We start from the raw sequence: 19,712 nt of genomic DNA, 5'->3' as shown, positions 1-19,712 counted from the left end.
GGCCTACAAATAATTGAGAATCGTAGGCCCGATAAGCGTAGCGCCATCGGGCAATCCGTTACTCCGTCAGAGGGGTTCCGGCATAAATATCAAACCGATGCCCTTTGGTAACGATGGCGTTGGGCGTCGCGACATCCGCCAGCGGCGGCGCATAATCGGGACGTTTGACCACCACGCGTTTGGTCGCCAACTGACGCGCCGGTTCCAGCAGTCCGTCGGCGTCTAAATCCGGCCCCACCAACGACTGAAACACCCGCATCTCTTTCTTCACCAGCGCGCTTTTCTGCCGGTGAGGAAACATCGGATCGAGGTAGACCACCTGCGGGCGCGGCGTGATATCGGTCAACGCCGTCAGGCTGGAAGCATGAATCAGCTGCAAACGCTCCTGAAGCCAGCCGCCAATGTCCGCATCGGCGTAACCGCGCGTCAGGCCGTCGTCGAGCAACGCGGCGACCACCGGATTACGCTCCAACATCCGCACGCGGCAACCGACGGACGCCAGCACAAACGCATCGCGCCCCAGTCCGGCCGTGGCATCAACCACATCCGGCAGATAATCGCCTTTGATACCGACGGCTTTCGCCACCGCTTCGCCGCGCCCGCCGCCGAACTTACGTCGATGGGCCATCGCGCCGCCAACAAAATCGACGAAAATGCCGCCGAGCTTCGGTTCGTCGCGCTTGCGCAGCTCCAGATGTTGCGGCGTCATCACCAGCGCCATCGGGTTGTCTTCGTCATGCTCCAGTCCCCAGCGGGCAGCCAGAACAGATAAGGCGCCGTCTGTGGCGCCCGTTTCATCCATTAAGCAGATTCGCACGTAAAATCAGCCTTTAATCCCGTAATGCTCCAGCATCGCGTCCAGTTGTGGTTCACGGCCACGGAAGCGTTTAAAGAGTTCCATCGGCTCTTCAGAACCACCGCGAGTCAGGATGTTATCAAGGAACGACTGACCGGTCTCACGGTTGAAAATGCCTTCCTCCTCAAAGCGGGAATAAGCGTCCGCCGCCAGTACGTCGGCCCACAGATAGCTGTAGTAGCCTGCCGCATAGCCGCCAGCAAAGATATGGCTGAACGCATGTGGGAAGCGGCCCCATGTCGGTGACGGCACCACGGCGACCTGTTTTTTGATTTCAAAGAGCGTCTCAAGAATTTTCGCTCCTTGCTGCGGGTTAAATTCCGCATGCAGACGGAAATCAAACAGACCGAACTCCAGCTGACGCAGAATAAACAGCGCCGCCTGATAGTTTTTCGCCGCCAGCATTTTATCCAGCAGCTCCTTCGGCAGCGGTTCGCCGGTTTCATAGTGGCCGGAGATAAACGCCAGCGCTTCCGGCTCCCAGCACCAGTTTTCCATAAACTGACTTGGCAGTTCGACCGCGTCCCACGGCACGCCGCTGATACCGGAGACCCCGGCGGTCTCAATGCGGGTCAGCATATGATGCAGGCCATGACCAAACTCGTGGAACAGGGTGATCACTTCGTCATGGGTAAACAGAGCGGGTTTACCGTTCACCGGACGGTTGAAATTACAGGTCAGATAAGCGACCGGCTTTTGCAATGTGCCGTCCGCCTTACGCATCTGGCCGACACAGTCGTCCATCCACGCCCCGCCGCGTTTGTGTTCGCGTGCGTACAGGTCAAGGTAGAAGCTGCCGCGCAGCTCGTTATTTTCGTCATACAGTTCAAAGAAACGCACTTCCGGGTGCCAGACATCAACGTCAGTACGCTCTTTGGCAGTGATGCCGTAAATACGTTTCACCACTTCAAACAGGCCATTCACGGCTTTGTTTTCCGGGAAGTACGGACGTAGCTGCTCATCGCTGATGCTGTACAGGTGCTGTTTTTGCTTTTCACTGTAGTACGCGATATCCCACGGTTGTAGCTCCTCAACGCCAAATTCGGCTTTGGCGAAGGCGCGCAGCTGGGCCAGCTCTTTTTCCCCCTGCGGACGGGCGCGTTTCGCCAAATCGGTCAGGAAGTCGAGCACCTGCTGCGGATTTTCCGCCATTTTGGTGGCCAGCGATTCATGGGCATAATTTTCGAAGCCCAGCAGTTGCGCCAGTTCATGGCGCAGCGCAAGAATTTCTTCCATCACCGGGCTGTTATCCCACTTACCGGCGTTCGGCCCCTGGTCGGAGGCGCGAGTGGAATAGGCGCGATACATCTCTTCGCGCAACGCCTGGTTGTCGCAGTAGGTCATGACCGACAGATAGCTCGGGATATCCAGGGTCAGCAGGTAACCTTCCTGCTCTTTGGCTTCCGCCTGGGCTTTAGCTGCCGCCAGAGCGCTTTCCGGCATTCCCGCCAGCTCGGCTTCATCGGTGATGAGCTTCGTCCAGCCCATAGTGGCATCGAGCACATTATTGCTGTACTGGTTGCCCAGCTCAGACAGGCGAGTGGCGATTTCGCCGTAACGCTGCTGTTTCTCTTTCGGCAGGCCGATGCCGGACAGTTCAAAATCACGCAGCGCGTTATCAACCGCTTTCTTCTGCGCGGTATTCAGAGTGGCGTAATGATCGCCGTCGCGCAGGTCGCGGTACGCGTTGTACAACCCTTCATGCTGGCCAACCCAGGTGCTGTATTCCGACAGCAGCGGCAGCGTCTGTTCGTAGGCTTCACGCAGCTCCGGGCTATTTTTCACCGAGTTTAAGTGGCTAATTGGCGAGAAAATACGCCCCAGAACATCGTCGGCTTCCGCCAACGGCTGGCAGAGGTTTTCCCAGCTATACGGCGCGCCATGCGCCACAACGCCTTCTACCGCCGCCCGGCAATCGGCCAACGCTTTGGTGACCGCAGGCACCACATGCTCCGGTTTAATTGCAGAAAAAGGCGGCAGTGAAAAAGACGTTAGTAATGGATTGGTCATATGCGCAGTCCTGTAGAAGAAGGTGAGTGGAGCGCGCTTTTGGCGCTCTCGCGATGAGATCTAGAATGGGGGATAGTAAGGGGAATTTCAATGATGGACAGCGTACAGACGTGGGTATCGCTGCAATAAGCCGCCCCTTTAACATCATCCCGGCTTACGTTTTATAAGCCGGGTGACAACGTCAGCGCGTTTTTCTCGCCATCTCGTAAGCAGCGGACAGATCCAGACGCTGCCAGAACTGTTGATCCTCGGTCTCGCCCGACAACGGATATCCTGCCGGTAACGCCGTCTCTTCCATTAACGCCTGACGCTGCGCTGGCGACAGGTTCGGCAGCGCTGTCTGTAGCAGAACATCGGCGCCTTTTGGTATTTTCAACGGCTGATGCTCGCCTTTCTGTTGCGGCAGGTTATAAGTCATGGTGAAGCGGTAGAAAGTATGCATGGCCGGATCGCGGTACGGATCGTCTTTTCCGGTCGATGCCGCGCATTCGACAATCGTCGTACCGCACTCTTTCACCAGCGCCTCGCGCAGTTGAGCGCGAGCTTCGTTGAATAACGTACGGTAATACGGATCGTTAAGATAATGCGCGACATTACGCTGCGCGACCATCCGCGCGCCCATCACATCCAGCGGATAGTGTACGCCAAGGACCAGGCGAGAATAGCCATAACGCGCGCCACGAATCACCAGCGCATCAAAGCGTTCCGGGATCATTTCCGCCATCAACAGCGCATCCGTATAACCGGTATTCGTGTGTCCGCTGGGGAAAGCACCGCCACCTGCGGTATAAGGATGACCATCTTTTACCACCACATCATCCGGCGTCAAATGGATAGTATTACCCGGCACCTGGTAAGGACGCGGGTAATGAAAATATTTTTTCGCCGCGCCGGTGCTGACTTCCGAGGCTTTAATCAACGCCGCCGCTTTGCCCAACTCACCTTTATCATAAGCGGCGAGAAATGCCCGCCCCAGCCGCGGCCCCATTGCGTCGCTCAGGAAATAGAGATACTCCACGCTTTCCGCATCCGCCAGCGCCTGGTGACGGGTATTAACATCGGCATCGTGATTAATCGCCGTCACCGTCGCCAGATTGTCTTTCAATACTGCTTCCGGCAATGTATTGAAGGCGGAAAGTAGGGTAATCCCCATCTGTTGATTCTCAGTAGTATGAAAATCATAACCGCTAGCCTTTAACCAGGCATTATCCGCCTGGATGGAATTCTGTCGCATCTGAGCCAGGGCGTCGCGAGTCAACGCGGCGGTATCGCCTTGTAATGCCTTACGCAACTGTGTCAGCCATTGAGCCTCAAGGTCATTAAAGGCGACGCTCGCCGAGTCGGGCGTCACGCTTTTCGCTATCGACTCCGCCTGGGACAGGAGAATATCTTTCGCCAGTGCCGGCATCGCCAGCGCCAGAGATGACGCCAGTACAGTAATGTGTAGTTTCATTATGGTTCCTTTCATTAAAAATAACGCCAGGTCAAAACCACTACCTTGCCCACAGGCGATGCTGGCCTGCGCAGTTGACGGTTTGATGATACGAACACGTCTTGCAATACTTTCACAACGCGCGAAACAACATGGCGGTACTGGGGTAATCTGCGCGGATCTGCGGTAAACTATCGGCTAACTTGTTTACTTCCCGGAATATCTGCATCCATGCTCAGTTATCGTCACAGCTTTCACGCTGGCAACCACGCCGACGTCCTTAAACATACCGTTCAGAGCCTGATCATCGAGTCGCTAAAAGAGAAAGAAAAACCGTTTCTCTATCTGGACACGCACGCGGGCGCGGGGCGTTATCAGTTGGGCAGCGAACATGCTGAACGTACCGGAGAGTATCTGGAAGGCATCGCCCGTATCTGGCAGCAGGACGACCTGCCCGCCGAACTGGAACCGTATATTAGCGTCGTAAAACATTTCAACCGCAGCGGGCAGTTACGCTACTATCCGGGCTCCCCGTTAATCGCCCGCCAGTTGCTGCGTGAGCAAGACAGTCTGCAACTCACGGAATTGCATCCCAGCGACTTCCCACTGTTGCGCGCGGAGTTTCAAAAAGACAACCGCGCCCGCGTGGAACGCGCTGACGGCTATCAGCAACTGAAAGCCAAATTACCGCCGGTTTCCCGCCGCGGTCTGATCCTCATTGACCCACCTTATGAAATGAAAACCGACTACCAGGCGGTAGTCAGCGGCATCAGCGAGGGTTATAAACGTTTCGCCACCGGTACATACGCGCTATGGTATCCGGTGGTGCTCCGCCAGCAAATTAAGCGCATGATTCATGAGCTGGAGGCCACCGGCATCCGTAAAATCCTGCAAATTGAGCTGGCGATCCGCCCGGACAGCGATCAGCGCGGGATGACGGCGTCCGGTATGATCGTGGTTAACCCGCCGTGGAAACTGGAGCAGCAGATGAACAACGTGCTACCGTGGCTGCACAGCAGGTTGGTGCCAAACGGTCACGGACACACTTCGGTAAGCTGGATCGTGCCGGAGTAATCACAGCCATCGGTGGAACCTTTCACCTTCAGGTATACAATCGCGAATATTTTGGCGGGTAGCGCAGAATCTATCCGTCCGACAACGAACATAAAGGAGCGGTCATGACCAAACACTATGATTACATCGCTATCGGCGGCGGCAGCGGCGGTATCGCCTCGATTAACCGCGCCGCTATGTACGGCCAGAAATGCGCGCTCATCGAAGCCAAAGAGCTGGGCGGTACCTGTGTTAACGTGGGCTGCGTGCCGAAGAAAGTGATGTGGCATGCCGCGCAGATTCGTGAAGCGATTCATCTGTATGGCCCGGACTACGGTTTTGACACCACGATTAATCAGTTCGACTGGAGCAAGCTGATTGCCAGCCGTACCGCGTATATTGACCGCATCCATACTTCATACGACAACGTGCTGGGCAAAAATAACGTGGATGTGATTAAAGGCTTTGCCCGCTTTGTCGATGCCAAAACCATTGAAGTGAACGGCGAAAGCATCACCGCCGACCATATTTTGATCGCTACCGGCGGCCGTCCGAGCCATCCGAGCATTCCAGGCGTGGAATACGGCATTGATTCCGACGGTTTCTTTGCGCTGTCTGCCTTGCCGGAGCGCGTTGCGGTGGTAGGCGCAGGTTATATCGCCGTTGAACTGGCTGGCGTTATCAACGCGCTGGGGGCGAAAACGCATCTGTTTGTCCGTAAACATGCGCCGCTGCGCAGTTTTGACCCGATGATTAGCGAAACGCTGGTTGAGGTGATGAACGCCGAAGGCCCGCAACTGCATACTCACGCCGTGCCGAAAGCGGTGGTAAAAAACGCCGACGGCAGTCTGACTCTGGAACTGGAAGATGGCCGCAGTGAAACCGTTGATTGCCTGATCTGGGCCATTGGTCGCGAACCGTCGACCGACAATATTAATCTGGCGGCAGCGGGCGTGAAAACCAATGAAAAAGGTTACATCATTGTCGATAAATTCCAGAATACCAACGTTGAAGGCATTTACGCCGTTGGCGACAATACTGGCGCGGTAGAACTAACGCCAGTCGCCGTCGCCGCCGGTCGCCGTCTCTCCGAGCGCCTGTTTAACAACAAGCCGGACGAGCATCTGGACTACAGCAACATCCCGACCGTGGTCTTTAGCCATCCGCCTATCGGCACCGTCGGGTTAAGCGAGCCGCAGGCGCGCGAGCAGTACGGCGACGAGCAGGTGAAAGTCTATAAATCATCGTTTACCGCTATGTATACCGCGGTGACGACGCACCGCCAGCCGTGCCGTATGAAGCTGGTCTGCGTCGGGCCGGAAGAAAAAATTGTGGGTATCCACGGTATCGGCTTCGGCATGGATGAAATGTTGCAGGGCTTCGCGGTAGCGCTGAAGATGGGCGCTACCAAGAAAGACTTCGATAATACCGTCGCCATTCACCCGACCGCATCGGAAGAGTTTGTGACCATGCGTTAATATCTTGTGCGCCCATCTTCAAGGGTGGGCGCACAAGCCTGCATGATTAATACGTACTGAAATAACTCTGGATCAGTTCCGGATTACGCGTCTGAGTTAATGCCGTCATCAGCAAGACTCGCGCCTTCGCCGGGTTGAGCGAGTCAGACACCAGCCCTGGCTGCCCTTTATCCAACGGTACTACGCCGTTTCCGGTGCGGGAAGCGCGCACCACGATAATCCCGGCCTTCTCCGCTTTTTTAATCCCCGCGTCGCTGCGTACCGAGACTGAACCTGCGCCGGTTCCGGCATAAATAATACCGTCCGCGTGATGGGCGATCGCCGCATCATACATATATTCCGGGTCGTCCTGATAGCCGTAAATAATCACCACATTGGGTAATTTTTTGATATTACGTACGTCAAAAACAGATCGCAGGGTATGAATTTTTTCCACCCGCGTTTCGAACTGTGGCTGACCATTAACGATGACCCCCAGATAGCCCTCTTCCGGCGCTTTAAAGGTATCCAGAGTCGTGGCATTGGTTTTCGTTACAAAGCGCGCCGAACCAATACGATCGTTTAAAACCACCATTACGCCGCGTCCCTTCGCATTCGGGTCAGCAGCCACCGTGACCGCTTCCAGCAGGTTCATTGCGCCATCGGCGCTGATTGCCGACGCGGGCCGCATTGCAGCGGTAAACACCACCGGTTTGTCGCTTTTCACGGTCAAATTAAGAAAGTAGGCGGTTTCATCGAGCGTGTCAGTGCCATGAGTAATGACCACACCGTCAACATCGTCCCGCGCCAATAACGCATTCACCTTCTGTGAAAGTTTCAGGATAATATCGCTGGTCATATTTTCGCTACCAATATTCGCCACCTGCTCGCCGTCAACGCGAGCGATATTATTCATTTCCGGCACGGCATTTATTAATGTTTGCACGCCAAGCTCACCGGATTTATATCCGGCGGTTTGCGTATTATTGGCTGCCGTCCCGGCGATAGTACCGCCTGTCGCGAGAATAACAATATGCGGTAGTGACGTTGTGCTAAATACACAGTGGCTGATGAGCAGCAACACGGTGGCCATGAAAACTCTAATTTTCATTTTCTTCCTCTGAATTAAAAATAATAAGTGGCGTGTGCTATAAAAACATGAATAACAATCAGGCCAGAACCATTTTTCCTATTAACAGCCCGACAATGACCGAGACAATCACGTTAACTAATCCCGGACGCATAAAACTATGGTTAAGCACATATTTGCCGATACGCGTCGTACCGGTGTCGTCAAACGCCAGCGCCGCCAGACACTGTCCCGCCACCGGAATAAAGAAATAGCCGTTAACGGCAGGCCAGGAACCGATTAATGCATAAGCGGGCAACCCTAACGCCAGCCCCAGCGGCAACAGAATTAACGTCGTTGCCGCCTGGCTGCTGACCATAGCGGACACAAAAAACATCATAATGGCGATAAGCCAGGTATGCTGTTGCAATAGAGTTTGCACTTCTGCCTTAATCAACGCGATATGACCATTCACGAACGTCTCACTCATCCAGGCCAGGCCGAAGGCGCAGACAATCGCCAGCGCGCCCGCCCGAAATACCGTACCGCTGATAATCTGATCGACCTGCGGCCGGCATAACAACACAATCAGGCAGGCAAAAGAGAGCATCGTAATCTGGATAGCGGCGGACATCGAAAGCGGTTGTAGCCCTTTCGCTGTTTCTACCATGGGTCGCAGCGCCGGAATCAGTCCTAACAGAACGATAACGATCGCGCTGGTCAGAAATAACGCCACCGACAATTTGGCGCGCGAAGTGACTACCGTATTTTTACTTTCTTTCTGCGCAGGTTTAATTAACCCTTCAGCAAGCCGACGTTGATATTCCAGATCGTCTTTTAACTCTTTTCCTTTATTAAAGGTCGCTATTGCCCCCATCGCTACACCGATTAACGTGGCAGGCACGCAAATCATCATAATGGTTGAAATAGAGACGCCCAACGGCGCCATTAAACCAATCATCGCCGCCATGGCGGCAGATATAGGGCTGGCGGTGATCGCCTGTTGCGATGCGATAACGGAAATAGATAAAGGACGTTCCGGTCGAATACCTGAATCCCGTGCGACTTCAGAAATAACCGGTAACAAGCTATAAACGACATGCCCCGTTCCTGACATAAAAGTGAAGATATAACAGATAAACGGCGCTAATAACGTAATGTAACGAGGGTGGCGACGCAGAATTTTTTCCGCCAGTTTGACCAGTAAATCCAGCCCGCCGGAGGCCTGTAAAGAAGCGGCCGCCAGGACAACAGAAAGAATAATCAGAATAACATCAATCGGTGGTGTAGAAGGCGTCAGGCCAAAAATAAAAACCATCACGCCGACGCCTAACCCGCCGACCATCCCTAAAAATACGCCGCCGATCCTGGCGCCTATCATCAGGGCCACAAGGATAAAACATAATTCCGTCCAAAACATACTTCCTCCTGGGTTATCTGGAGTGAGTGTCGCTTTACATTGAGGGACGTAACCTATTGTGCAAACGGTTTACCAAAACCAAATGCGCCGTAATGAGATAACACCTGCGCCGCCGATTTCCCGCCCTGCCGCATGGCGCGTAACACGCTTTCTTTATCGGGTTCCGCCATACCCGATTGCAAAATGGAAAGCAAAAAACCGGTTAAGAACGCGTCGCCTGCGCCCAGCGTATCGACAGGTTCGATATAAACAGGTTGCCACTCCAGATAATCCCTGCCGGAAAAATAATAAATTTTTTCATGCCCGCAGGTGGCAATAATATGCCGACAGCCATAACGATAAAGTTTATTGAGTTTTATTTTGATTTCATCTGGCGATAACCCGCTACAGGAGACAAATCCATAATCTACCCACGGGCATACCTTTTCAAAATAGTCGTCTGTACCGCGCCCGGAAAAATCAAAAGAGAGTAAGACGGTTTGTTGTTTAATTTTCTCCAGTTCCGATTCCAGGTGGCCGTTAATACTGGAATGGACTAAGGTAAATTGTGATATATAGCGAAGATCGTCGTCAGACAGACTAAAAGGATGTTCCCGCAATACGCCGTTTTTGTTGCTGGCGACAAATTGCCGATCGCCATGCGAGAGACGGATACAGGCATACCCATTTTCGCCGGTATAATGGCGGCTGTGAGAGATGTCTATCTGTAGCTGGTGTAATACATCCTGTACGTGCTGCGCGGCGTCGTCATTGCCAAACGCCCCCATAAACGCGCTGGGGATGTCTGCTAATTTCGCATAGACAGCAAAATTTAATGCATTACCACCGGGGTACATGATGCCGGAATGCAGGTATTTATCGACAACGTTGTCGCCAATACCCAATACGCTGATGCTCATCATTATTCCTTGTTTGTCTTTACAATAAAAAGCGTCCCTGCTTTTTTATCCATCCTGATGTAATTAATATTCCACTTTCCACATATAGCGGCGCGTCGTTAACGGATGCTGACGCGCCTCAGCTAACGCCCGATTGTAAACGGGATAAACGTTATTAAAGAGAGAGTGGTTAAAGTAATCAATAACCGTGGTTTTAATGGTCGATAGCCCCAGCTCTTTCGCATCGACAACTTCAATCCGGCGACCATATTTTTTCAGGAAGTTTAACGCGCGTTCATCCACCGCCCGCGTATTGCCCTCGGAAAACTGGAAGAAGAAAGGCGTATTCGCATCGGTAATTTCAAACGGCCCGTGGAAAAACTCACCGCTATGAATACAGGCGGAATGTATCCATTGCATTTCCATAAAGATGCAGATGCTCTGTAGGTAGGCTGCGCCATAGCCCGCGCCGCTGGCGACGGTGTAAATGACTTTATCGTCTTTATATTCCTGCGCGAACGCCTGCGCGCGTTCCGCAACCTGCTCGCAAGCGCGCCAGACGATACGGTTGATTTTGCTGACGCCATCCTGAAAATCGTCGTAGTGCGCATACCCTTCCGTCTGCTGGAGCAGTTCGACCGCACTCAGCAGGCCTTTCATCGTTTTCTCTCCGGCAATATCTTTACCGTCGCCAAACGTGTACGTTTCCACATAGTCGCAATGCGCCACCAACGGTGAATCCATTATCCAGGTTAAACCAATGACCGGCGCGCCGTGCTGACGGGCGATTTCAGCCGCTTTAATTGTCTCTGGCGTATTACCTTTGTGGGAGGCGACAACCACAACGGCATTTTCTCCCAGCGCTACCGGCGGGTTGTTAATAAATTCTCCGCTGTTATACAGACCGACAGTCAACGCTTTCGCTTCTTTTTCTAAAAATGCTTTCGCCGGATAGAACGCCGCATAAGAACCGCCGCACGCCACGTAATAGACGTGTTTAACGCCTCCTTTCTCTGCCTGGCTGGTCACAATATTGCTAACTGTCTCTTTCATACCCATCATGCTTTCCTCTGGTTCCATCAATGATACAGGCGAGGATTCGCCATAAATGACTCATAATGTATTATTATTTTTATATGACATTTAAAGACATTTGATCAAGATGGAAACCAAAAAAAATCGGGATCCGCGATCTGGATCCCGATTCAGCCTGCTCTTCGTTAGCGTAATGCTGACATCATACAGTAAACCGTATTTTATCGCCGACAATCAACTGTTGCGAAACGCAGGAGAGTTCTCCTTTGTTATCAATCATTTCACTTTTTATCAGGATCAGCGGATAACCCTCGTTGACGCCAAGATAATGGGCGACTTCAAAGCTGGCATAAACCAGTTCGATCATCTTACGGGAGTGGGTAAACCATAAATGGTATTTCTCGCGTAAGCATTCATACAAAGAGTGATTATTAAGATCTTCGTCCAGCAAAAACGCAAAACGTGGGGGAAGATGTACGGTTTCCAGCGATACCGCCACATCGTCGGCATAGCGGATACGTTCAATGACGACCGCTTTTTCGCCATCGTTCATATTCAGTAACGCTTTTGTCTCATCGTCTACCGATTCAAAAACGGATTTGATGGTGCGTGACCCCGGGCGACGTCCCTGGGACTGGCATAACTCGCTGAAACTCATGATGCCGGTCATGCTACGCTGAAATTTCTCACCAGAAACAAAGGTGCCTTTGCCGGAGACACGGGTCAGCAAATTTTCACGCGTCAGCGCATCCAGCGCCTTACGGACCGTGACCCTGCTCACCTGCCAGCGCACGCTCAGTTCATTTTCCGTCGGGATCTGCTGGCCTGGTTTATACTCTCCACGCGCAATAGCCTCTTTTAAGGCGTCTTCAAGCTGCTTATAAAGCGGTTTGGCGCTTTTACTGTCGGGTTGCTCGATCATTTGTATCCATTTGTATTATCATGGTGCCATAGCTTGTATTATAACTATTTACGTTACCTTTGCTTGTGAATCCACGCCATGCGGTGACGTAGTGATACCGCTATGAAACGAATGTTCTGATTTTAGGTCTGGGGCGGGCGTCATGAAAATAGGATTTTCGCAATACTATTCAGTAAGTTATGAAGTGTTTTTCTTAAGAGACAAATTGCAAAATGTGATCTATCGCACACTTTGCCACTCAGGTATCGAAGCGAATGTCTACGCTTAATAGACAGCCGGGCAACACCCGTATCTTTTACGACGCAAGCCGGAGGTCCTTGTCATTATGCTCAACCAGAAATTAAACCCCACGCCTTCTGAAGATCTGACTATTGATGTCGATCTGCTTTATGAAACAGACCCGTGCGAGTTAAAGTTGGATGAAATGATCGAGGCGGAACCGGAGCCGGAGATGATCGAGGGGCTTCCCGCCTCTGACGCCCTGACCCCTGCCGATCGGTATCTCGAACTGTTCGAGCATGTACAGTCAACAAAACTGTTTCCAGACAGTAAAACGTTCCCGGACTGCGCGCCGAAGATGGACCCGCTTGATATCCTGATCCGCTACCGTAAGGTCAGACGCCACCGTGATTTTGACTTACGCCGCTTCGTCGAGAACCATTTCTGGCTACCGGAAACCTTATCCAGCGAGTATGTCTCTAACCCCGAAAACTCGCTCAAAGAACATATTGACCAGCTTTGGCCGATACTGACGCGCGAACCGCAGGATCATATTCCGTGGTCTTCGCTGCTGGCGCTGCCGCAATCCTATATCGTGCCGGGAGGCCGTTTTAGCGAAACCTATTATTGGGACTCTTATTTTACCATGCTGGGTCTGGCGGAAAGCGGGCGCGAAGACTTACTTAAATGTATGGCGGATAATTTCGCCTGGATGATTGAAAACTATGGCCATATTCCCAACGGCAACCGCACCTATTACCTGAGCCGCTCGCAGCCGCCGGTTTTCGCCCTGATGGTTGAACTGTTCGAAGAAGATGGCGTACGCGGCGCGCGGCGTTATCTCGACCATCTCAAAATGGAATACGCCTTCTGGATGGACGGCGCCGAATCGCTGGCGCTCAACCAGGCTTATCGCCACGTTGTGCGGATGCCGGACGGTTCCCTGCTGAACCGCTACTGGGACGATCGCGACACGCCGCGCGACGAGTCCTGGCTGGAAGATGTCGAAACCGCAAAACATTCCGGTCGTCCGCCCAATGAAGTCTACCGGGATTTGCGCGCCGGGGCGGCGTCCGGCTGGGACTATTCTTCACGCTGGCTACGCGATGCGGGCCGGCTTGCCAGCATACGTACGACCCAGTTTATCCCTATCGATTTGAACGCTTTTCTGTATAAACTGGAGAGCGCTATCGCCAATATTTCAGCGCTGAAAGGCGAACGTGACACCGAGGCGCTATTTCGTCAGAAAGCCAGCGACCGACGCGCCGCCGTGAACCATTATCTGTGGGATGATGAAAACGGCTGTTATCGGGACTATGACTGGCGACGCGAAGAAATGGCGCTCTTTTCCGCCGCCAGTATCGTGCCGCTGTATGTCGGTATGGCGAACCATGAGCAGGCCGACCGTCTGGCAAATGTAGTACGCAGCCGTCTGTTAACGCCCGGCGGGATTATGGCGACCGAATACGAAACCGGCGAACAGTGGGATAAACCGAACGGCTGGGCACCGCTGCAATGGATGGCGATTCAGGGCTTCAAACTGTATGGCGACGATATGCTGGGCGATGAAATCGCCCATAACTGGTTAAAAACAGTGAACCATTTTTATCAGGAGCACCACAAACTGATCGAGAAATACCATATTTCCGGCGGTACGCCCCGCGAAGGCGGCGGGGGCGAGTATCCGCTACAGGATGGGTTCGGCTGGACCAATGGCGTGGTGCGCCGCCTGATTGGCCTTTACGGAGAGCCTTAACCTGCTCCGACCTCAGTGAATCGCATCATAAATGGCTGACTGAATTTTCAGCCATTTTTTATTGTCTGCGCTGGGCCGGGCCTGAGCGCGCAGTCGGGCCTGCTCCGTATCGTGCTGCTGGCGTGTCACAACAGCCGGAACGGTGCAAAACGTTTGCAAATAGGTTTTATGCATCGCGGTCAGCGGCGCGCCGCTCGACATGTCATGACTTAACGTTGTGATAAATCGTCGGCAGGGTTTGACCTCATCCATCAGCGCGGGATAACGCAACAACAGTTGCAGCACCTCGGTATGTCCTGCCGCAAACGCCTGCTCCGTCCACGCGAGCTGCCAGTTCATTCCACCCTGGAGGAACAGCGCCGTCACCCGCGTATCATTGCGCTCTATCGCCGCCCGCATGGTAAACGCATCCCAGGTAATCCCCATATGATTGAGCGTTTCCCGCGCGGAAGGCGCCTCGCGCGGCGGTTCATCCTGCGCCATTGCGGGAGCTTGCCCGTTATCGGAGCCTGGCGACGACGAACTAAATAGCCAGAACGCGCCCGCCAGTATCGCCAGCGTCATGACGCCAACCGCGCCCCACAAAGCGCCGGAAATAAGTTGCTCACGCTCTTCAGGCGTACGCGGAGGCCGCTTACGCGGTGGTTCTATGCTCTCGCTAATCTCATGCTTATCTCCCCCGGCCTGCCGATCTTTAAGCCGAGCGGTTTCCCAGAACTGGCGCAATTCACGTTCATCCGCCAGCAGAAACGAAGCAGGATTCACGCGGGTACGTTTTTCGGCATAGGCGCGCTGGATGGGCCGAACGATTTGCTGATACTGAACGTTTAGCAGCATAAGCTGCGCTGAGGTAAGCGGCTGCCTGGCGATAACCTCGTTTCGCGCGAGGCGACAATCATCCAGAAACATACGCAGAGTGGTGCGCGACTCGGCGAACAGCGTTAACGCTGAGGCGTCATTAAAAATTCTGACGTAATGACGGGCAAACAATTTTTTATCGACCACCATAAGCGCCAGTTCGCTGAACAACATGCCCTCCAGCGCATGTTGATCTTCTCCCTGTTTTAACCACTGGCGCAAACGGTCCGGGCCAAAATGTTGCTTGAGGTAGTGATTCAGCGACGCCCGATCCGGCCATGCGCGCGCAATAAGCGCTTTTAACGTCAGTTCTATCGCTCGCAGCTGACGCTGCGCCTCAAGATGCGCCTCCTGGTCGGGTTCTTCCAGCTCAGTTTGATACGTCAGTAGCGGCTGCTGCTGACGTAGATGTTCCAGCGAGGTGACAAAACGCAACGCGGCAAGGAGTTGATTTTCGCTCACCTCTTGCCCGCTGTCATACTGGGGAACATGCTGCTGAAGGTGACGCAGTTGCAGCATAAACTGGCTCAACTGCGCGTCATTTATCCGCAATTTTTTCGCCACCGCGCCCCAACCGCCCAGGTTAAGACGCGCCTGCTCAAGTTGTTCCATGAACCACCGGGGCTCTTTTCCCTCTGTGGTATGAATACCCAGCAGCAGCAGGATTTCTATTGATGCCTGGCGGATAATCCCCAGGCTATGTTCAAAAGGCGCGCGTGTCGCCTGCGAAGCGCTATTCGTCATTATCTTCCCTAAAAAGACGATCCCGCGACGAGATCTTCGTTTTCTTTTAATTATGTTTTTTCATAGATATAACAGATTTAGCCACATTTCAGTGACTTAATCTTAATGATTGCAAATTTATAAGAAGATCGGTTACTAACCAAAAACATCAGTTTTTCATTCTGTCAACGCGGCGTGACGCTGAACGGCATAGACCTTTTCCCTGCCTGCGTTTGGCCGTCTGACCGCTAGCCACGCGTGCAGCACACTTTATAATCGCGCTTTTTATGAGAAAGATGCCATGCCGCACATTTCATCTCGCTTTAGCTCCGCCTGCATCGCGTTTATTAAACAGTGGCAGGGTCTGTCGCTGGAAAAGTATCGCGATCGGCAGGGTAACTGGGTGATTGGTTACGGGCATATGTTGACGCCGGATGAGACGCTGACGTTCATTACGCCCGACCAGGCGGAGGCATTCTTGCTGGATGACCTCAATAGCTGCGATATGCTGCTACAGAATTGTTTGCCGGAACTTAACGATCGGTTTCAACGCGAAACGCTTATTGCGCTGATGTTCAGTATCGGACATCAGCGTTTTTTATCATTAATCAATACGGGTGATATTTCACAGCCAGAAATAAGCGGACTACGAATTTAACGTCGTTAATTCGATTCATTTAACATCATGGCGGCCTGGGTACGATTTTTTACATCCAGCCGCCGGTAAAGCGACTCCAGATGCGCTTTAACCGTCCCGGTACTAATATTTAACGCCCGCCCAATTTGTTTATTTGATTCTCCTGCGGCAAGCATCTGCAAAATTTCCCGCTGGCGGGCGCTTAACGCTTTTATATCACGGGACTCCAGCTCCGTTGAATTTAACCAATCCCCCGGTAAAAACATCATCCCGCGAGCGACAGCATTGAGCGCAAGGACAAAGGTTTCGGCATCAGAATCGCGTGGCACCACGGCCTGAACGTTAAATTGCATGACTTCATGCAGCCACTTTTGACTGCCATCCATCGCCGTGATAATAATCTTCACCTCCGGAAATTGCTGCGCGATTCTTTGTAACACCTCGCGGCAAAATTCAGCATCCAGGCCGCTATCCAGCATGACCAGCGCATCCGGCGCGCTTTCTATTTTTTGCCAGAGTTCTTCTGCCTGACCGACACTCTGGATACTTATTCCTGGAATGTGCTGCTGCAAACTGATTTTCATTCCATGAATAAATATTGACTGCCTGTCAAACATGATTACCTGCATTACTTTTCTCCACCTGGGTAAGATAATAGTCTCAAGATGAGGAAGGGTATTACCCGTAGGGTAAAATAAGAAGTCGCCATTTGGTATAGGCCATTTTACCGATAGTCATTGGTTGAGGAAGAGAAAGGTTATGAATATTTACAGCTTCAACATCGTGATTACAGAATTCGCTAACATTAGCGTTTTAAAGTAAGGAATATCTTATTAGTACAAACAGACAGGGCTAATTTGAATATTAATTTAATGAAGAGTACGCCTGGCGCGTCACAAAGGAAATATTTGCTTTTCGCCTGATGTGTTACAAAAAATAAAGTAGCACATTTTGTTAAAAAATAGCCAATCCGCCTGAAAACCGCGACGATGGGTCAATGACAATACCGTGTATGTACATGCATTTCTCTCTCCCACTACACCCGCGGCTATCAGCGTGTTTTACCGCTCTCGTCCCGTTTATCGGCTTTTTGGCGCTAAAAAGCCTGGCCGGAAGGCGATAAATCCGCCGCACAACGCGATCAGACGTATTCGTCACGCGAGCAATGATTGCGAAAGGGCTTATTAGATGCTAGAAAATCAATAAAACCAGCCGCTTCAGCGTCACTGTTTCAATAAAAACAATAATAGAGCCTGATGATGGATAAAATATATGCAATGAAATTGTTTGTGCGCGTGGCGGAACGGGAAAGTTTTTCCCGTGCAGCAGAAGATATCGGCCTTCCCAAAGGCAGCGTCTCACGGCAAATACAAGCGTTAGAACATCAACTGGGCATCCGCCTGCTCCACCGCACCACCCGGCGGGTACAGCTTACTCAGGACGGGATGGTTTACTACGAACGGGCAAAAGATCTGTTGAGTAACCTGGATGAACTGGAGGGTCTTTTCCAGCCTGATCCCGCCAGTATCAGTGGCAAAATACGGGTAGATATACCGCCATGTCTCGCAAACAGCCTCATCATGCCGCGCCTGCCCACTTTTTTGCATCAGTATCCCGGCATTGCGCTGGAACTTTGTAGTAGCGATCGACAGGTCGATTTACTACGGGAGGATTTCGACTGCGTGGTGCGCACAGAACCACTACATGCGCCAGGGATACTGACGCGCCCGCTTGGCAAACTGAGAAGGGTGAACTGCGCCAGCCCACAATACCTGGCGCGCTTTGGGTATCCAGAAAACCTTGACGACCTCGCCTCACATGCGATGGTGCATTATTCATTGACGCCGGGAGTCTCTTCACCGGGTTTTGCCTTTGAAACTCCCCACGGTATGCAGTGGGTAAAAACCGGCGGAATGCTAACGGTAAACAGTACGGAGACCTGGCATACGGCCTGTCTGGCAGGATTAGGGATCATTCAGACGCCGCGCATTGCTGTACGGGAGGCGTTACGCGCCGGAACGCTCATTGAAATTTTACCGCAATATCGCGCCGCTCCACTGCCGGTGACGCTGCATTATCCCCATCGCCGTAATCTTTCCCGCCGGGTACACCTGTTTATGGTATGGCTGACGGAAACCATTAAAGAGGCCGCAGAGTAGCCGCATTTTCAGCATCCACCGGGGAGAAGCTATACTGACATATTCTATTAATGATGAAGGACTACCGACCTGATGACGCAGGAAAATGACGTAAAACGCCCTATTCAGGAACTGGAGCACGACCCGATACAAAAAATAGAAACGCAGCCGCATGACGCCCCGGAAAAAAACGAAAAGGCAAATCAGGCGTTGCATTCCGTCACCTCCCTGATACAAAAAATTCAGCGTCAACCAATGGTGGCCCACCTCATTCGCGCGACCGAACGTTTTAACGATCGACTGGGTAATCAGTTTGGCGCGGCTATCACCTACTTTTCGTTTCTGTCGATGATCCCGATAATGATGGTGTCCTTTGCCGCGGCAGGTTTTATCCTCGCCTCGCACCCTAATCTACTGGAAGATATTTTCAGCAAGATATTGATGAATGTGAGCGATCCTACGCTGGCGTCCACGCTTAAAAATACGATTAATACGGCGGTTCAACAGCGTACCACGGTAGGGCTGGTCGGACTGGGTATCGCGCTCTATTCCGGCGTTAACTGGATGGGCAACCTGCGAGAAGCGATTCGCGCCCAGTCACGGGACGTCTGGGAGCGCAAGCCGCAGGATCAGGAGAAAATCTGGCTCAAATATCTGCGCGATTTTATCTCGCTGATTGGATTATTAATCGCTTTAATCATTACGCTGTCCATTACTTCCATCGCCGGTTCCGCCCAGCAGATGATCATCTCCGCCTTGTATCTCGACAGCATCGAATGGTTAAAACCGGCCTGGCATTTGATCGGTCTGGCCATCTCTATTTTTGCCAACTATCTGCTTTTCTTCTGGATTTTCTGGCGACTGCCTCGCCATCGTCCCCGTAAAAAAGCGTTGATTCGCGGGACATTTATTGCCGCTATCGGTTTTGAGGTGATTAAAATCATTATGACTTATACGCTGCCGTCACTGGTGAAATCGCCTTCCGGCGCGGCGTTTGGCTCCGTACTCGGTCTGATGGCATTCTTCTACTTTTTTGCCCGCCTGACGTTATTCTGTGCGGCCTGGATAGCCACCGCCGAATATAAGGACGACCCGCGAATGCCGGGTAAAACGCAACGCTAGTCTGCGGCTTGCTGCCGAATGGCACGCACGGCGTCGTCATTCGGCCTACTGCTGTGTTGACCCAGGTCGGGCAAGCAAAGCGTACCCGGCGGTACAATCAGGCACGTCCTTCCGCCTCATCTCATTG

The 19,712-nt window shown here is 52.5% G+C and carries 16 protein-coding genes; 6 read left to right on the top strand and 10 right to left on the bottom strand.

Annotation, left to right across the window (positions count from 1 at the left end):
• Nucleotides 1-58: 58 nt before the first annotated feature.
• The 3 genes from rsmJ to J4617_RS16425 form a co-directional block, all read right to left on the bottom strand.
• Nucleotides 59-817: a 16S rRNA (guanine(1516)-N(2))-methyltransferase RsmJ gene (gene rsmJ, locus J4617_RS16435; RefSeq protein WP_017465326.1), complete on the bottom strand. Its 759-nt coding sequence runs from the start codon at nt 815-817 to the stop codon at nt 59-61.
• Between the two features lie 6 nt (nt 818-823).
• Entirely contained in the window at nt 824-2,866 is a 2,043-nt protein-coding gene (prlC, locus tag J4617_RS16430) for an oligopeptidase A (protein ID WP_017465325.1), read from the bottom strand.
• A 181-nt stretch (nt 2,867-3,047) separates the two neighbouring features.
• Nucleotides 3,048-4,319: a phosphatase PAP2 family protein gene (locus J4617_RS16425; RefSeq protein WP_017465324.1), complete on the bottom strand. Its 1,272-nt coding sequence runs from the start codon at nt 4,317-4,319 to the stop codon at nt 3,048-3,050.
• A gap of 210 nt (nt 4,320-4,529) precedes the next feature.
• Between J4617_RS16425 and J4617_RS16420 the strand changes: the two genes are divergently transcribed.
• On the top strand, nt 4,530-5,372 hold the full coding sequence (locus J4617_RS16420; protein ID WP_017465323.1) for a 23S rRNA (adenine(2030)-N(6))-methyltransferase RlmJ: 843 nt from the start codon (nt 4,530-4,532) through the stop codon (nt 5,370-5,372).
• Between the two features lie 104 nt (nt 5,373-5,476).
• Nucleotides 5,477-6,829, top strand: a complete 1,353-nt coding sequence (gorA, locus tag J4617_RS16415; RefSeq protein WP_017465322.1) for a glutathione-disulfide reductase — start codon at nt 5,477-5,479, stop codon at nt 6,827-6,829.
• 46 nt (nt 6,830-6,875) lie between these two features.
• On the opposite strand, the gene fraE is transcribed toward gorA, so the two are convergent.
• From fraE to J4617_RS16390, 5 genes are all read right to left on the bottom strand, one after another.
• Nucleotides 6,876-7,919, bottom strand: coding sequence for a fructose-asparagine asparaginase (gene fraE, locus J4617_RS16410; RefSeq protein WP_000702755.1), 1,044 nt, complete (start codon nt 7,917-7,919; stop codon nt 6,876-6,878).
• A 58-nt stretch (nt 7,920-7,977) separates the two neighbouring features.
• Complete coding sequence (locus tag J4617_RS16405) at nt 7,978-9,297, bottom strand: anaerobic C4-dicarboxylate transporter family protein (protein ID WP_017465321.1); 1,320 nt, start codon at nt 9,295-9,297, stop codon at nt 7,978-7,980.
• A gap of 53 nt (nt 9,298-9,350) precedes the next feature.
• A complete protein-coding gene (fraD, locus tag J4617_RS16400) occupies nt 9,351-10,196 on the bottom strand; it encodes a fructose-aspartate kinase (protein WP_017465320.1) in 846 nt (281 codons plus the stop codon).
• 63 nt (nt 10,197-10,259) lie between these two features.
• A complete protein-coding gene (gene fraB / locus J4617_RS16395) occupies nt 10,260-11,237 on the bottom strand; it encodes a 6-phosphofructose-aspartate deglycase (RefSeq protein WP_010989080.1) in 978 nt (325 codons plus the stop codon).
• 175 nt (nt 11,238-11,412) lie between these two features.
• Nucleotides 11,413-12,132 carry a GntR family transcriptional regulator gene (locus J4617_RS16390; protein WP_000572570.1) on the bottom strand — a complete coding sequence of 240 codons (720 nt, stop codon included), beginning with the start codon at nt 12,130-12,132 and terminating at the stop codon, nt 11,413-11,415.
• A gap of 325 nt (nt 12,133-12,457) precedes the next feature.
• Between J4617_RS16390 and J4617_RS16385 the strand changes: the two genes are divergently transcribed.
• Nucleotides 12,458-14,107: an alpha,alpha-trehalase gene (locus tag J4617_RS16385; RefSeq protein ID WP_000934254.1), complete on the top strand. Its 1,650-nt coding sequence runs from the start codon at nt 12,458-12,460 to the stop codon at nt 14,105-14,107.
• A gap of 12 nt (nt 14,108-14,119) precedes the next feature.
• Here J4617_RS16385 and J4617_RS16380 read toward each other — a convergent pair whose 3' ends face one another.
• On the bottom strand, nt 14,120-15,709 hold the full coding sequence (locus tag J4617_RS16380) for an STY4199 family HEPN domain-containing protein (RefSeq protein WP_000185023.1): 1,590 nt from the start codon (nt 15,707-15,709) through the stop codon (nt 14,120-14,122).
• A 280-nt stretch (nt 15,710-15,989) separates the two neighbouring features.
• On the opposite strand from J4617_RS16380, the gene J4617_RS16375 reads away from it, so the two are divergent.
• On the top strand, nt 15,990-16,346 hold the full coding sequence (locus J4617_RS16375; protein WP_001120251.1) for a lysozyme: 357 nt from the start codon (nt 15,990-15,992) through the stop codon (nt 16,344-16,346).
• Nucleotides 16,347-16,351: 5 nt separating this feature from the next.
• Here the strand turns inward: J4617_RS16375 and J4617_RS16370 are convergent, their stop codons facing one another.
• Nucleotides 16,352-16,954 (bottom strand): response regulator transcription factor, encoded by a 603-nt coding sequence (locus J4617_RS16370; RefSeq protein ID WP_001196081.1) that lies wholly within the window; start codon nt 16,952-16,954, stop codon nt 16,352-16,354.
• A 630-nt stretch (nt 16,955-17,584) separates the two neighbouring features.
• On the opposite strand from J4617_RS16370, the gene J4617_RS16365 reads away from it, so the two are divergent.
• Both J4617_RS16365 and yhjD read left to right on the top strand, forming a co-directional pair.
• On the top strand, nt 17,585-18,484 hold the full coding sequence (locus tag J4617_RS16365) for a LysR family transcriptional regulator (RefSeq protein ID WP_000358042.1): 900 nt from the start codon (nt 17,585-17,587) through the stop codon (nt 18,482-18,484).
• Nucleotides 18,485-18,556: 72 nt separating this feature from the next.
• Entirely contained in the window at nt 18,557-19,585 is a 1,029-nt protein-coding gene (yhjD, locus tag J4617_RS16360) for an inner membrane protein YhjD (RefSeq protein WP_001748883.1), read from the top strand.
• Nucleotides 19,586-19,712 lie beyond the last annotated feature (127 nt).

The sequence above is a fragment of the Salmonella sp. 32010601201800023SM genome (genome assembly GCF_017572235.1).
Classification (GTDB): domain Bacteria; phylum Pseudomonadota; class Gammaproteobacteria; order Enterobacterales; family Enterobacteriaceae; genus Salmonella; species Salmonella enterica.
The sequence above is the reverse complement of the archived record's forward strand: the minus strand, read 5'-3'. Positions and strand labels throughout refer to the sequence as shown.